The 13,787-nt window shown below is 76.5% G+C and carries 13 protein-coding genes and 1 riboswitch; of the genes, 5 read left to right on the top strand and 8 right to left on the bottom strand.

Annotation, left to right across the window (positions count from 1 at the left end; all coding sequences use genetic code 11):
• Position 1: 1 nt before the first annotated feature.
• Entirely contained in the window at positions 2-1,204 is a 1,203-nt protein-coding gene (locus tag CHC04_RS18045) for an EAL domain-containing protein (protein WP_089405340.1), read from the bottom strand.
• Positions 1,205-1,357: 153 nt separating this feature from the next.
• Between CHC04_RS18045 and CHC04_RS18040 the strand changes: the two genes are divergently transcribed.
• Together CHC04_RS18040 and CHC04_RS18035 are read left to right on the top strand one after the other, a co-directional pair.
• Complete coding sequence (locus CHC04_RS18040; RefSeq protein WP_089405516.1) at positions 1,358-1,981, top strand: dihydrofolate reductase family protein; 624 nt, start codon at positions 1,358-1,360, stop codon at positions 1,979-1,981.
• A 133-nt stretch (positions 1,982-2,114) separates the two neighbouring features.
• Positions 2,115-2,825 carry a thioesterase family protein gene (locus CHC04_RS18035; protein ID WP_176450084.1) on the top strand — a complete coding sequence of 237 codons (711 nt, stop codon included), beginning with the start codon at positions 2,115-2,117 and terminating at the stop codon, positions 2,823-2,825.
• Positions 2,826-2,834: 9 nt separating this feature from the next.
• Here the strand turns inward: CHC04_RS18035 and CHC04_RS18030 are convergent, their stop codons facing one another.
• Both CHC04_RS18030 and CHC04_RS18025 read right to left on the bottom strand, forming a co-directional pair.
• Positions 2,835-3,515 carry a response regulator transcription factor gene (locus tag CHC04_RS18030; RefSeq protein ID WP_217897437.1) on the bottom strand — a complete coding sequence of 227 codons (681 nt, stop codon included), beginning with the start codon at positions 3,513-3,515 and terminating at the stop codon, positions 2,835-2,837.
• Positions 3,512-4,651: a sensor histidine kinase gene (locus CHC04_RS18025; RefSeq protein ID WP_176450083.1), complete on the bottom strand. Its 1,140-nt coding sequence runs from the start codon at positions 4,649-4,651 to the stop codon at positions 3,512-3,514. The genes CHC04_RS18030 and CHC04_RS18025 overlap by 4 nt, the downstream gene beginning before the upstream one ends.
• A 193-nt stretch (positions 4,652-4,844) precedes the next feature.
• Between CHC04_RS18025 and CHC04_RS18020 the strand changes: the two genes are divergently transcribed.
• On the top strand, positions 4,845-5,720 hold the full coding sequence (locus CHC04_RS18020; RefSeq protein ID WP_089405337.1) for an ABC transporter ATP-binding protein: 876 nt from the start codon (positions 4,845-4,847) through the stop codon (positions 5,718-5,720).
• A gap of 36 nt (positions 5,721-5,756) precedes the next feature.
• The gene (locus CHC04_RS18015; RefSeq protein WP_089405336.1) at positions 5,757-6,539 is read left to right on the top strand and encodes a hypothetical protein; all 783 of its coding nucleotides are present in this window, start codon (positions 5,757-5,759) and stop codon (positions 6,537-6,539) included.
• Positions 6,540-6,661: 122 nt separating this feature from the next.
• On the opposite strand, the gene CHC04_RS18010 is transcribed toward CHC04_RS18015, so the two are convergent.
• The 3 genes from CHC04_RS18010 to CHC04_RS18000 all read right to left on the bottom strand — a co-directional run bounded on the left by CHC04_RS18010 (position 6,662) and on the right by CHC04_RS18000 (position 10,241).
• Positions 6,662-8,101: an HNH endonuclease signature motif containing protein gene (locus CHC04_RS18010; protein ID WP_089405335.1), complete on the bottom strand. Its 1,440-nt coding sequence runs from the start codon at positions 8,099-8,101 to the stop codon at positions 6,662-6,664.
• A 122-nt stretch (positions 8,102-8,223) separates the two neighbouring features.
• Positions 8,224-9,384 (bottom strand): acyl-CoA dehydrogenase family protein, encoded by a 1,161-nt coding sequence (locus CHC04_RS18005; RefSeq protein ID WP_089405334.1) that lies wholly within the window; start codon positions 9,382-9,384, stop codon positions 8,224-8,226.
• Positions 9,381-10,241 carry an HTD2 family dehydratase gene (locus CHC04_RS18000; RefSeq protein WP_089405333.1) on the bottom strand — a complete coding sequence of 287 codons (861 nt, stop codon included), beginning with the start codon at positions 10,239-10,241 and terminating at the stop codon, positions 9,381-9,383. Before CHC04_RS18000 ends, CHC04_RS18005 begins: the two co-directional genes overlap by 4 nt.
• A gap of 72 nt (positions 10,242-10,313) precedes the next feature.
• On the opposite strand from CHC04_RS18000, the gene CHC04_RS17995 reads away from it, so the two are divergent.
• Positions 10,314-11,390, top strand: coding sequence for an alkene reductase (locus tag CHC04_RS17995; RefSeq protein ID WP_089405332.1), 1,077 nt, complete (start codon positions 10,314-10,316; stop codon positions 11,388-11,390).
• Positions 11,391-11,453: 63 nt separating this feature from the next.
• Here CHC04_RS17995 and CHC04_RS24310 read toward each other — a convergent pair whose 3' ends face one another.
• Positions 11,454-12,071: an aggregation-promoting factor C-terminal-like domain-containing protein gene (locus tag CHC04_RS24310; RefSeq protein WP_176450082.1), complete on the bottom strand. Its 618-nt coding sequence runs from the start codon at positions 12,069-12,071 to the stop codon at positions 11,454-11,456.
• A 245-nt stretch (positions 12,072-12,316) separates the two neighbouring features.
• A riboswitch (cyclic di-AMP (ydaO/yuaA leader) is annotated at positions 12,317-12,471 on the bottom strand.
• A 219-nt stretch (positions 12,472-12,690) separates the two neighbouring features.
• Positions 12,691-13,416, bottom strand: a complete 726-nt coding sequence (locus CHC04_RS17985; RefSeq protein WP_245817422.1) for a TcmI family type II polyketide cyclase — start codon at positions 13,414-13,416, stop codon at positions 12,691-12,693.
• Positions 13,417-13,787: the final 371 nt, after the last annotated feature.

Here is a 13,787-nt window from a genome sequence, read left to right as displayed (position 1 = left end):
CTCAGGCCGGCTGGGGCTCGGCCAGCGCCGGCGCGACGGGGGCGAGTGCCTCCGGCGGTCCGGGGCGACCGAAGTACCAGCCCTGGCCGAGGTCGACGCCCAGCCCCCGCAGGGCGGTGGCCTCCGCCGCGGTCTCGATGCCCTCGGCGACGACCTCCACCCCGCAGCCGTGCCCGAAGGTCACCAGCGACTCGACCAGCCGGGCGAGCACCGGGTCGGTGTCCAGGCCGCTGACGATGCTGCGGTCCATCTTGATGACGTCGGGGTCGGTCACCACGATGTGCCGCAGCGAGGAGAAGCCGGCGCCGACGTCGTCGATGGCCAGCCGCATCCCGGCCGCCCGGAAGGGCAGCAGCACGCGGGTGAGCGTGTCGTAGTCCTCGACCGGGTCGTGCTCGGAGAGCTCCAGCAGGACGCGGTCGAGGGGCAGCTCGCCCAGCAGCGCGGTGAACCCCGGCGTCAGGAGGGTCTGCGGGGAGACGTTCATGGCCACGTAGCCGCCGACCCGGTCCAGGTGCGCGGCCGCGCCCCGGAGCGCCAGCAGCTCGACCTCGTGGCCGCGGCCGATGCTGTGCGCCTCCTCGAAGACGACGTCGGGGCCCTTGCCCCACTCGCGCGGGAAGCGGCTGAGCGCCTCGGCGCCCACGCGCTCGCCGGTGGCCAGGTCGACGATCGGCTGCAGGACGACGGTGGGGCCACCGGCGGCCACCAGCGGGCCGAGGCGGCCGTCGATGTCGTCGCGGCGCTGCCGCTCGCGGACCTCGGGCTCGATGACCACCGAGGCGGCCGAGGCCAGCACCTTCATCAGCGACTCGTCGCGGGCGGTGAGCTCCTTGTCGGAGGTGAACCCGAACGCGCAGAAGGTGCCGTAGAGGGTGCCGTCGGACAGCGTGACCGGAGTGGAGACGTAGCTGCGGATGCGGGGCATCCGCGCCGCCGGCAGCGCCATCGCCAGCGGGTGCTTCCTGACGTCGTCGATGACGGCGGGCAGGTCCCCGTCGAGGATCGCCTGGCAGAACGTCGTGTCCTGCGGGCGGGTCGCGCCCTCCACCATGGGGATCGGGATCCGCGAGTCGACCACCTCGAGGTGCTGGGTGGTGCCGTCCATCCGGCTGAGGAAGGCCACGCTCATGTGCAGCGACTTCCTCGCCGTCCGCAGCAGGTCGGCGACCTGCTGCTCGGCGTCCGTGCGCCTGCGGGCCATGGGGTGCTCCTCGTCCGTGAGGGGTGACACCTCCCCATCGACACCGGTCGCGCGCGACTGGAGTGGCCCGCCCGGGTCTCACCCGGACCGATGAGTCGCGGCCGCGGCCGGCGTCTGCACCCCGACACCGCCCCCGGCTCGGAGGAGAGCACCGTGCGCCCGCTCGTCGTCACCACGTTCCTGACCCTCGACGGGGTCGCCCAGGCCCCGGGTGGCCCGCAGGAGGACCCCTCCGGCGGCTTCCCGTTCGGCGGCTGGCTGGTCCCGCACGCCGACGAGGCGATGGGGCAGCAGATGGACGCCTGGTTCGCCGGCGCGGAGGACTTCCTGCTCGGCCGCCGGACCTACGAGATCTTCGCGGCGCACTGGCCGCACGTGGACCCGGCCGGCGACCCGGTCGCGGCGGCGCTGCAGACGAAGACCAAGCACGTGGCCTCGCGGACCCTCCCCTCGCTGGAGTGGTCCACCGCCCGCCTGCTCGGTGACGACGTCCCGGCCGCGGTCCGGGAGCTCACCGCGGCCGACGGCGGGGAGCTGCAGGTGCACGGCTCGATCGGGCTGGTGCAGACCCTGCTGGCCGAGGACCTCGTCGACGAGCTGCGCACGATCGTCTTCCCCGTCGTCCTGGGACGGGGCAAGCGGTTGTTCGAGGGCGGGGCCGCTCCGCGCACCTGGGAGACGGTCTCCTCGGCGACCACCTCGACCGGCGCGGTGATGACCGCGCACCGGCGCGTCGGGGAGGTCGCCACCGGCTCCTTCGCCCTGAACGACGCCTGAGTTGGTTGGATTCTCGTACTGAGAGGCGTAGGGTCTCGTCCGGCCCCGGTCGGACCGTCCGGCCGGGTCGAGCGGAGGAACCGTGAGCCTGGCCGCCCTTCCCGACACAGCTATCCGTCCGGCGCCCGCGCGCGTGCTGACGGTCGACCCGAGCTGGCGGTCGTTCACCCACGTGCAGGGCGGCCTGGTGGTCGGGCACCTGCTGGCCGCGGCGGCCGACCGGGCCGGTGCCGCCCCGCGGGCGGTCGGCGCCCACCTGCTGGCCGGCGTCGAGCCCTCGACCGAGGTCCGGGTGGAGACCGCCGCCGACCGCACCGGGACCACCGGCAGCGTGCGGGCCACGCTGGCGCAGGGCGGCCGGGTCGCCGCCGTCGCGCAGGTGCTGACCCTGGGCCGCCCGGTGCGGCCGGCCCCGCCCGCCCCGGTCCCCCCGGTCGGTGACGGGGTGCCCTTCGCGCTGCCGCGGGACCTGGTGCCCTTCGCCGAGCACCTGTCGGTCCGCGCACTGGGCGCGACGCGGCCGCTGGGCGGCGGCGACGAGCCGCGGCTGACCGCGTGGGTGCGCGTCGACGGTGACCTCGAGCCGCTGGTCCGGCTCGGCGTGCTGCTCGACGCTCTCCCGCCGTCGCTGTTCGCCGTCCGCACCACACCCCTCGCCGTCCCGACCGTCGAGCTCACCGCCCACCTGGCCGGCCCGCCGCCGGCCGCCGGCGCGTGGGTGCTGGTCGACCAGGTCACCACCTGGGTCGACGACGACGTGGCCGTCGACGACGCCGAGCTGCGCGCCGAGGACGGCTCGCTGGTCGCGCGGGCCCGGCAGACGCGACGCCTGCTGGCCCGCTGAGCCGCTCGCTCAGCCCTCGAGCAGACCGGCCTCGTGGGCGAGGATCGCCGCCTGGGTGCGGTTGGCCAGGTCGAGCTTGGTCAGCAGCCGCGAGACGTAGGTCTTCACCGTCGCCTCGCTGACGAACAGTCGCCGGGCGAGGTCGGCGTTGGACTCCCCGCTGCCGAGGAGGGTCAGCACCTCGCGCTCGCGGTCGGAGAGGGCGGCCACCCGCCGCAGCGCCTCGGCCCGCCGGGGAGCGGCCCGCCGGTCGACGTAGGAGGCGATGAGGGTGGCGGTGACGGCGGGGGAGAGGGTCGCCGTCCCGTCGGCCACCGCGCGGACGGCGGCGGCGATCTCCCGCGGCGGGGTGTCCTTGAGCAGGAAGCCGGCCGCGCCGGCGGCCAGCGCCGCGTAGACGTACTCGTCCACGTGGAAGGTGGTCAGGACCGCCACCTGCGGCGGGTCGGGCAGCGCGAGGATCGCCCGGGTGGCGGCGAGCCCGTCCATCCCCGGCATGCGGATGTCGGTGAGGACGACGTCGGGGCGCAGCTCCCGCGCGGCGGCCACCCCCGCGGCGCCGTCGCCCGCCTCACCGACGACCTCCACGTCACCGGCCGCCTCCAGCACGGTGCGCAGGCCGAAGCGGACCAGCTCCTCGTCGTCGACCAGCAGCACCCGGATGCGCCGCGGACCCGGCTGCCCGCTCACGCCGGGAGCACCGCCTCGACGCCGAAACCGCCGTCGAGGCGCGGCTCCGCCCGCAGCCGGCCGCCGAGCGTGCGCACCCGCTCGGCGAGGCCGACCAGCCCGAAGCCGCCGCCGGGCACCGTCTGCGCGGCGCGGGCCGGTGGCCCGTTGCGCACCCGGACGCGCAGCTCGGCCGGCGCCCGCTCGACGACGACCTCGACCGGGGCGCCCGGGGCGTGCTTGCCCGCGTTGGTCAGCGCCTCCTGCACGATGCGGTAGGCCGCCCGGCCGACGGCGGGGTCCACCGGCGCGCTCCCCTCCGCGGGCCCGGTCCAGGCCACCGTCATGCCGGCGGCGCGGGCCGCCTCGACCAGGCGGGGCAGGTCCGTCAGCCCCGGCTGCGGACCCAGCGGCGCGGACTCGTCGACCTCCTCCGCGCGCAGCACGCCGACCATCTGCCGCAGCTCCTCCAGTGCCTGCCGTCCGGCCGCCTGCACCTGGCCGGCCAGCTGCTCCACCCGTCCGGGGTCCTGCGCGGCCACCTCGATCGCCCCGGCCTGCAGCACCATGAGGCTCACCCGGTGCCCGACGGCGTCGTGCATCTCGCGGGCGATCCGCGTGCGCTCGGTGAGCACCGCCTCGCGGGCCAGCAGCTCGCGCTCGGCCTCGGCCCGCTCCGCCCGGCCGGTGAGCGCCGCGACGAGCTCCGCCCGCGTCCGGGCCCAGGCGCCCAGCGCGCCGGGCAGCAGGACGACCACCAGGGCGCCGCCGACGGCGCCGACCCACGCGTTGGCCGAGGTGAGCGTCCACGGCTGGGCGACGGCGACGGCACCCACGACCGCCGCGGCCGTGCGCACCGGCCAGCGCGCCTCGTACCGGCCGACGGCGTAGGCGGTGAGCAGGCTCGCGACGGTGACCGCGGGGGAGAGGGCCGACAGGACGGCGCCGATCGTGAACGCGACCAGGGGCGCGCGGCGGCGCAGCAGGGCGAGGGTGACGACGAGGAGCACGGTCCCCGGGACGACGACGGCCAGCGGCCCGCTGCCCGGTGCGGCGGCGGACAGCCCGACGGCGACGGTGCCGAGCAGCGCGAGGGCCACCTCGAGCCCGACGCCGCGGGGTCCGAGGCCCGGCCACAGCCGTGCGCGCAGCCCCATGGCGCGGAGCGTAGGACGCCGCGCCGCCCCGGCGGGTCGTCCGTCGGTCGCTGCCGGGGTCACCGTTCGGACGACACGGCGCGCGACTCCCGGCGTCCCAGGTCGAGTCCCCCGGCCGACGCGGGGCTGTCTCCTCCGCGGCCAGTCTCGTCGCCGTGACCGGACGGGCCGGTCGGCGACCGAGGAGGTCCCCATGATCGAGGTCAGCGGACTGACCAAGCAGTACGGCTCCCGGACCGTCGTCGACGACGTGTCCTTCGTCCTCGAGCCGGGCACGGTGACCGGCTTCCTCGGACCCAACGGGGCCGGCAAGAGCACGACGATGCGGATGATGACCGGCCTGGTGCCGGCGACCTCGGGCACCGCGCTGGTCGACGGCCGGCCCTATGCCGAGCTGCCCAACCCCGGCGCCGTCGTCGGGACGCTGCTCGACGCCTCGGCCGTACACCCGGGCCGGACGGGCCGGGTCCACCTCCAGCTGCTCGCCGCCGCGATCGGGGTGCCCGGGGCGCGGGTCGACGAGGTCCTGGAGACCGTCGGCCTGTCCGGGGCCGCGCGGCGGCGGATCGGCGGCTACTCGCTGGGCATGCGGCAGCGGCTGGGCATCGCCGGGGCGCTGCTGGCCGACCCGCCGGTGCTGGTCTTCGACGAGCCGGCCAACGGCCTGGACCCCGAGGGCATCCGCTGGATGCGGGACCTGCTGCGCGGGCACGCCGCCCGCGGCGGGACGGTGCTGCTGTCGTCCCACCTGCTGGGCGAGGTCGAGCACACCGTCGACCGGCTGCTGGTGATCGGCGCCGGCCGGATCGTCGCCGACGGCCCCGTGGCCGAGCTGCTCGGCGACGAGGGCACCGCCGTCCGCGCCGCCGACCCGGCCGCGCTGACCCGCGCGCTGGAGGCCGCCGGGTTCTCCGTGCAGCACGGTCCCGACGGCCGGCTCACCGTGCCCGGCGCCGAGCCGGGCGCCGTGGGGGCCGTCGCCGCCGCGGCCGGGCTGGCGCTCACCGACCTGCGCCCGGTCAGCCGCGGCATCGAGGACGTCTTCTTCCAGCTCACCGCCGCCTCCTGACTCCCTCCCTCCCTCCCTCCCTCCCTGGAGCCCGCCATGAGCACCACCCTCACCCCCTCCGCGGCCGCATCGGCCGCCTCGTCAGCCGTCCGTCCCGCCGCCCGCGAGCGGGGCGCGTCGGCCGCCACGCTGGTCGCCCTGGAGATCCGCAAGTCCCTGTCCACCCGCTCCGGGAAGACGTTGGCCCTGGCCTCGGCGCTGCTCGCTCCCGGCATCACCGCCGTCATGGCGGCCACCAGCGACGACGAGCTCGGCTCGGCCGCGGGGCCGATCGGCGCCCTCGGCCTGGTCACCGTGCTCGTGCTGCTCGCCGTGGGCGTGCTGTCGACGGCCGGCGAGTGGACCCACCGGACCGTGCAGACGACGTTCCTCGTGGTCCCGCAGCGCGGGCGCGTGCTGGCCGCCAAGGCGGTCGCCGTGGCCCTCCTCGGTGCCGTCCTGGCCGCCGTCGCGGCCTCGGCGACGGCCGGCGTGCTGGCGGTGGCCCCCGTCGGGGACCTGAGCTGGGACGGCGTCCCGCAGGCCCTCGGGGTCGTGGTCGCGGCCGGTGCGGCCTTCGCGGTGATCGGAGCCGGCGTGGGTGCCGCCGTCGCCAACTCGCCCGCGGCGCTGACCGGCCTCTACCTGACCGTCCTGGGCGTCATGCCGGTCCTCCGGCTGGCCCAGCCGGGCATCGCCGAGAAGCTCGACCCGGCCGACGCCGTCCTGGGTCTCGCCGCCGGGCACGGCGGCACCACCCAGGTGCTGGTGCTGACCGGGTGGGTCGTGGTCAGCCTGGTCGCCGGTGCGGTCGTCACCTCCCGGCGGGCGGTCGCCTGACCGCTCCCGCCGCGCGGGCCCTCCCGGTCACCCGGCCGGGAGGGCCCGGTGGCGTTCCCGCGGGAACGCCACCGGGCTCAGCACCGCCGGGCCCAGCACCGCCGGGCCCAGCACCGCCGGGCTCAGGCGGCGGCGACCGGCTCGCCGGCGTTCTCGGCCCGGACGCGGCGCTCCAGGTCTCGGTTGCGGAGCAGGACGCTCACGACGTAGCCGAGGTCCATGCGCTCCCCGCCGACGGCGAGGGTGCCGGGCAGGTCGGGCGTCCCGAGGTCGGGTGTCCCGTCGAGGAGGGGCAACCGGGTGACCGGCGCCGGACTGCCCGCTGCCCCGGCCGGTGTGGTGGCGGCTCTCCGCTCCGCGGAGCCGGCCGTGAACGCGGCGTCGGCCGGCCCCCACACCCGCCGGCCGTCGGGGGTGACGGCGACCAGTTCGCCCGCGCGCCGCGTCATGGCCAGGTCGAGGTCGTGCGCCAGGCCGTGGTCGGCGTCGCAGAGCAGCACCAGGTTGTCGAGGTCGGTGGCCCCGCCGAACACCCAGTGCCGCAGGTGGTGCGCGTGCAACCGCTCGACGCGCGTCTCCGGGCACCCGGGCCGCGCACACCCGCCGTCGCGACGCCACAGGGCCCGTCGCTGGGCCCGGGTGGCCAGCCGCCGGGCCCGGCCCACGGCGAGCGGCTCCCGGCCGCGCGACAGCATGGTGACGACCGTGGCCTCGCACAGCATCCGCCGCACCTGGCTGCCGTGCAGCGCCGGCCCGCCCTCCAGGTGGGCCCGGCCGGCGGCGGCGTCGTCGGCGACGACAGCCGCGTCGACGTGCACGACGACCTCGCGGCGAGGAGGGCCCCCGGCCCGGCGGTCGGCCTCGGGAGCGGCGGCGGCCAGCCGGGCGACCGCGGCACACCGGCGCGCCGCGGTCCGCTCCCGGGCGAGCGCCACCTCGTCGACCCCGCCGGACGGGCCGTCGGGTGCGGTCCCGGCACCCTCGTCCCGCCGGGCGGCGGCCCGCTCGCGGCGTGCGTCGCGCTCGGCCAGGGAGTCGACGCCGGCGAGGAAGGCCGCGCCCTCCTCGGCGTCGAGGCACATGCGGACGTGCAGCATCCCGTCGTCGTCCCACCAGTGCTCGAACCGCCGCTTGTCGCGCGCCGTCCCGGCATCGGGGGCGTCCGACCGGCGCCAGGCGCGGACCACGCGTTCGACCTGGGCGGCGGTGGCCTCCCGCGCGAGGTCGAGCAGGACGGCCTCGGTGTCGGGCTCGGCGACGCGGGTCAGCGCTCGCACCTTCGAGTAGGAGAGCCGGCCGGCCGCGAAGGACTGCCGGATGCGGGGCAGGCCGGTCAGCGCCCGGGCGACGCGGACGTGCTCGCGGGCCGCGCCCGGGGACAGCCCGCACTGCCAGGCCAGCCAGTGGGCGCACGAGCGCAGGCCGGCGCCGCCCCAGCCCTCGCGGCGGTCGAACTCCGCGATGAGCCCGAGCCACTCCGCCGTTGCGGCGGCCAGCCGGACGGCCGTACCGGTGATGCGCCGGGCGAGCTCGTCGAGCGATAGGTCGGCGTCCTGGTCCATGCAACCTCCTCGAACGTGTGTTCGACACGCTAGGCGAGGCTGCCGACAGAACCGCAGGTCGGCGACTCGGGGCGTTCCCGCGGGAACGCCCCGCTCACCGGCGCCGGCCCACCCGCGTCGGCTCAGTCGAGGCCGCCGCGGGCCACCAGCTGGCGGGCGATGACGTCGCGCTGGATCTCGTTGGTGCCCTCACCGACGATCATCAGCGGGGCGTCGCGGAAGTAGCGCTCCACGTCGAACTCGGTCGAGTAGCCGTGCCCCCCGTGCACCCGGATGGCGTCCAGCGCGATGCGCATCGCCGTCTCCGAGGCGAACAGCTTCGCCATGCCGGCCTCCAGGTTGCACCGCTGCCCGCTCTCGTACCGCTCGGCGGCGTGCAGCACGAGCTGGCGGGCGGCGGTCAGCGAGGTGGCCATGTCCGCGAGCAGGTTGCCCACCGACTGGTGCTGCCAGATCGGCCGGCCGAAGCTCTCCCGCTGCTGGGCATAGCGCAGCGCGTCGTCGAAGGCCGCCTGGGCCACGCCCACCGCCCGCGCCGCCACCTGGATGCGGCCGGTCTCCAGCCCGGTCATCATCTGCGCGAACCCGCGCCCCTCGACCCCGCCCAGGACGGCGTCGGCCGGCGCCCGGTACCCGTCGAAGACGAGCTCGCAGCTCTCCACGCCCTTGTAGCCGAGCTTGGGCAGGTCCCGCGAGACGGTCAGCCCGGGCCCGTGCTCCACCAGCAGCACCGACACCCCGCGGTGCCGCGGCTGCGCCGCCGGGTCGGTCTTGCACAGCAGCGCGATCAACTGCGACCGCCGGGAGTTGGTGATCCACGTCTTCGCGCCGTCGACGACGTAGCCGTCCCCGTCGCCGTCCCGCCGGGCCACGGTGGTCATCGCCTGCAGGTCCGACCCGCCACCGGGCTCGGTGAGCGCCATCGTCGCCCGCACCTCGCCGGTCGCCATGCGCGGCAGCCAACGGTCCTGCTGCTCGCGGGTGCCGAAGGCGACCAGCAGCTTCGCGACGACGGTGTGCCCGCCCATCGCCCCCGCCAGTGACATCCACCCACGGGCGAGCTCGGCGGTGACCAGCGCGTAGCAGGGCATCGACACCGGCGCCTCGCCCCACGGCTCCGGGACCGCCAGGCCGAAGACGCCGAGCTGCTTCATCCGCTCGACCAACGCCTCGGGGTAGGTGTCGGCGTGCTCGAGCGCGCGCACCACCGGCCGCACCTCGCGGTCGACGAACGTCCGCACGGTGGCGACGACGTCGCGCTCCTCCCGGCTCAGCTCCGTCACGCCGCCGCCCCCAGCACCGCGGTGCCGGTGGCCGACGCCGGCGCGCCGGCCGCCGCGGCCGACAGCTCGACCCGGTCCCCGTCGAACCGGCCGGTCGCCCGCACTGGCGTCCCCGCGTACGCCGGGCGGACCAGCCGGTGCGCGAAGGACGTGACGGACCGGGCGGGCACGTGCCGGCGCGGGACCTCGAGCAGCAGCAGCGCGAGCAGCGGCCCGTGCACGACCAGGCCGGGGTGGCCCTCCACCTGCGTCACGTAGGGGTGGTCGTAGTGGATGCGGTGGGCGTTGTAGGTGAGCGCGCTGAACCGGAAGAGCAGCGCCGCGTCGGGCAGGACCGCCACCCCCGGGCCGTCGGGCAGGCCCGGCGTGCCCGCCCCCGCCGGCGCCGGTGACGAACCGGCCTCCTGCGACCGGTAGACGACGTCCTGCTCCTCGGTGACCAGCAGTGCGCCGTCCTCGCGGTACTCGCTGCGCACGGTGACCAGCAGCATCTCCCCGCTCCGACCGGCCTTGACCGCGCAGCGGGCCAGTGACGACGTCCGCTCGACCACCGTCCCGACCCGCAGCGGCCCGGTGACCTGCAGCCGCCCGCCGGCGATCATCCGGCGCCGGTGGGGCAGCGGCGGGAGGAAGTGCCCGGAGCGGGGGTGGCCGTCCTCGCCGAGGTCGGCGGTGGCCGGGTGGTCGAGGAAGGTGAACACGTGCCAGCCCGGTGGCAGCGGGTCGCCGTCGCCGAGCGGTGGAGCGGGCTGGTCCAGCAGCGCGGCGAAGGCGGCCGCGGGCCCGGGCGCGACCACCTCGGTGCCGGTCAGCGGGCCCGGCGCCCAGCCCTCGACGGCGTCGCTCAGGGAGGTCACCGGGTCATCGTGCCGCCTGTGACCCCGCCCGCACCCCGGAATGGCGCGGGCGGCACGGGTGTCGGAACCGGCGTGGACCTGTTCTCCCCCGTGACCCTCGGCGAGCTCGAGCTCGCCAACCGCGTGGCCATGGCGCCGCTGACCCGCATGCGCTCGGGCTCCTCCGGCGTGCCCGGTGACCTCGTCGTCGAGCACTACGCGCAGCGCGCCGGCGTCGGCCTGATCGTCACCGAGGGCACCTACCCCAACCACGAGTCGCAGGCCTTCGTCGGCCAGCCTGGGATCGTCACCGACGAGCAGGTGGCCGGCTGGCGCCGCGTCGCCGACGCGGTGCACGCGCGCGGCGGCCGGGTCGTCGTGCAGGTCATGCACGGCGGGCGGGTCACCCACCCCGACACCAACGGCGGCCGCCGCGTCGTGGCCCCCAGCGCCATCGCCATCGACGGGCAGGCGCGCACCAGCACCGGCAAGCACCCCTACCCGGTGCCGCACGCGCTGACCACCGGCGAGGTCCGCGACGTCGTGCGCGACTTCGCCCGAGCCGCCGAGCGTGCCGTCGAGGCCGGACTGGACGGCGTGGAGATCCACGGCGCCAACGGCTACCTGCTGCACGAGTTCCTGGCGCCGTCGTCCAACGTCCGCGACGACGAGTACGGCGGCTCGCCGGAGAACCGTGCCCGCCTCGTCGCCGAGGTCGTCACCGCTGTGGCCGACGCGATCGGCGCGGGGCGCGTGGGCCTGCGCATCTCCCCCGAGCACGGCATCCAGGACGCCCTCGAGCCCGACCGCGCCGACGTGCTCGCCACCTACGGCTCGCTGCTCGACCGGCTGCGGCCGCTCGGCCTGGCCTACCTCTCCGTGCTGCACCGCGATCCCGCCGGCGACCTCGTGCAGGAGCTGCGCCGCCGCTCGGGCGTCCCGCTCATGGCCAACAGCGGCTTCGCCTCGGTGACCACCCGCGAGGAGGCGCTGGCGCTCATCGAGGCCGCGCACGCCGACGTCGTCGCCGTGGGCCGGGCCGTCATCGCCAACCCCGACCTGGTGGAGCGCTGGGCGGGGGAGCACCCGGAGAACGAGATCCGGTCGCACCTGTTCTACGCGGCGGGCGCCGAGGGCTACACCGACTACCCGGCGCTGCGCGCCGGCTGAGCCGCCGCGGCAGGCCCGGGAGCCCCCTCCGGACGTCCGGAGGGGGCTCCCGGGGTCAGCGGATCAGTACCAGCTGTTCGCCTGGAAGTGCGCCCAGGCCGCGCAGGGGCTGCCGTAGCGGTTCTCGATGTAGATCAGCCCGGCGTCGATCTGCCGGTACGGGTCCGACGTCTTCGCGATGCCGGTGCCCGCCCACGTCGAGTCGAGGAACTGGGCGATGCCGTACGCGGTGCTGCTGGGGTTCTGCGCGTTCGGGTTCCACCCGCTCTCCCGCTCCCACAGCTGCTCCAGGCAGCCGAACTGGGTGGTGTCGCCGCCGAGCTGGACGAGGGCGTAGTCCTTGTAGGCCTGCTCGCCGGTGGCGGCCGGGGCCGGCGCGGGTGCGGGAGCCGGGGCGGGTGCCGGAGCCGGGGCGGGCGCCGGAGCCGGAGCCTCGGCCGGGGCCGGTGCGGGCGCCGCCTCGGCCGCCGGCGCAGCACCGCCCCACCGGTCGCTGCGCCAGTCACCGCTCCAGCCCGAGCTGGAGTCGCGCCCTCCCCAGTGCTCGTCCGCCTGGGCGACCGCCTGACCGCCGAAGGCGAGGGCGAGGGTCATCGCCCCCGTGGCGGTCAGCAGGTGCAGGGCGCGGCGGCGCCGCGTCGCGGTGGCGGGGGTGGGCTCGAGGTGGGTGTGTGCGTGCATCGGGTCGTCCTCCTGGAGGGCACGGTCGACCGGCGCCGTCACCGGACGGCGCTGGGTCGGGATGTGGTGCGGCACGGGGCCTGGGTCGGGCAGGGATCGTCAGCCGGGCGTGCGGCACCGGCCGGACGGGGCGTCCGGCTGCAGGCGCGTACGACGGCTGGGTGTGTGCAGGCTGGTGGCAGGCGGGAGCGCGACGGTCCCGGACCTGCGGGCGCGGGGGCGCAGGGCCCCGGCGCGGTTGTGCTCCGTTCTCCCCTGGCCGCCTACCAGGTCAGCTGACGGGTTCGGGCTGGGAGTGCCCTACCCGCTCCCGGGGGCCGGGAGCGGGACTCACCCCGGTGGTACAGGTGGGTCCCCGGCTCGCACCCACGGCGTGGGCGCGACTCGGCGGCATCCGGCAGGGGTCCCCCGGACGGGGACGAGACGACCGGCCGGACGCCGAAACGCTAAGGACGTGACCCGGTCGTGACAATCGGAGGCCCGGACGGCAGCGCGACAGGCCGACGCCCCGTCCCCTCCGCACAGGGTCGGTGACTCCGCGCGAGCACCCTCCCCCGGACACGCCGCGACCGCCGGGAGGGCGGGTCCCGGCGGTCGCAGCGTGTCCGGACCGGCGGCGTCAGTCCGCGGGCTGCCAGTCCGGAGCCGTCCAGCGGTGGAAGACCCGGGCCACCGAGTCACGGGGGTTCTGCCACGTCTCCGGGCGGTACGGGCTGACGTACGGAGCGAGGTCGGCCATGACCTTGGCGAAGGCCGGCCGCAGCGACTCGTGGTTCTGCCGCACGGCCGCGGCTCTGACCGGGTCCTGCTCCAGGAGGTGCACGACGACGTCCTCCATGGAGTACAGCCATCGGCCGGTGATCCCCGTCTCCGCCGAGAGCGGACCGGCGTCGGACTCGGCATACACCCGGGCGACGTCCTCCTCGCTGCCCGGCCGCATCCGCTGGACCATGACGGTCAGCTGACGCTCTCCGGTGACCCCACCCTCGGGCACCCACGTGTAGAAGTGCCTCGCCACCGAGTGCGACGGGTTCTCCCAGTAGCTGGGGTAGGGGGTCACGTAGGGGGCGATGGCCTCGGCGATCGCCTGGAACGCCGGCAGGCCCCGGCGCTGCCCGGAGACCGCGGGGTCCTCCTTGCGCTCGAGCACGTGCAGGTAGAGATCGTGGTGGGAGAGCATGACCCGGCCGACGACGCCGAGGTCCTGCGGCCGGGTGATCCGGTCGTAGTGGGCGAACACCGAGCCGACCCGGTCCTCACTGCCCGGGACGAGGCGGCAGACGATCACGTTGCGGAACGGGCGCCACGTGGCCGAGGCCCAGGCGGCGGGGATGGTCGCGGACATCGCCGTCGGAGCCGTCGGAGCCGTCGGAGCCGTCGGTGGCGAAGCGGTCGGTGTCGGAGCCGTCGGTGACGTCGAGGGCTCGGCCGTGGGGGTCGTCGAGGCGTCGGGCGACGCCAGCTGGGGAGGAGGGGCGTGGTTCATCGTGTGCCTCCGGACACGGCGTGCAGGGTGGGGAGGAGGGGCAGGCGGAGCAGCCCCCGGGAAGCCGAGATGGCGGCGATCACCCCGACTCGTCGACGGGGACGTCGAGCCGCGGGGGCGGAGCCCGAGGCGGTGGGCGCCGGAGCCGGGGGCCGGTCACCGGTGTCCGCATCCGCGCGACCGGCGGGTCAGCAGGCGGCCGGGCGCTGACACGAGCCGGCCCCGTCCCC

This window comes from Geodermatophilus saharensis (assembly GCF_900188205.1).
GTDB classification, from domain to species: Bacteria; Actinomycetota; Actinomycetes; order Mycobacteriales; family Geodermatophilaceae; genus Geodermatophilus; species Geodermatophilus saharensis.
Note: the sequence above shows the minus strand (reverse complement) of the source record. Positions and strands in the feature narration are given on the sequence as shown.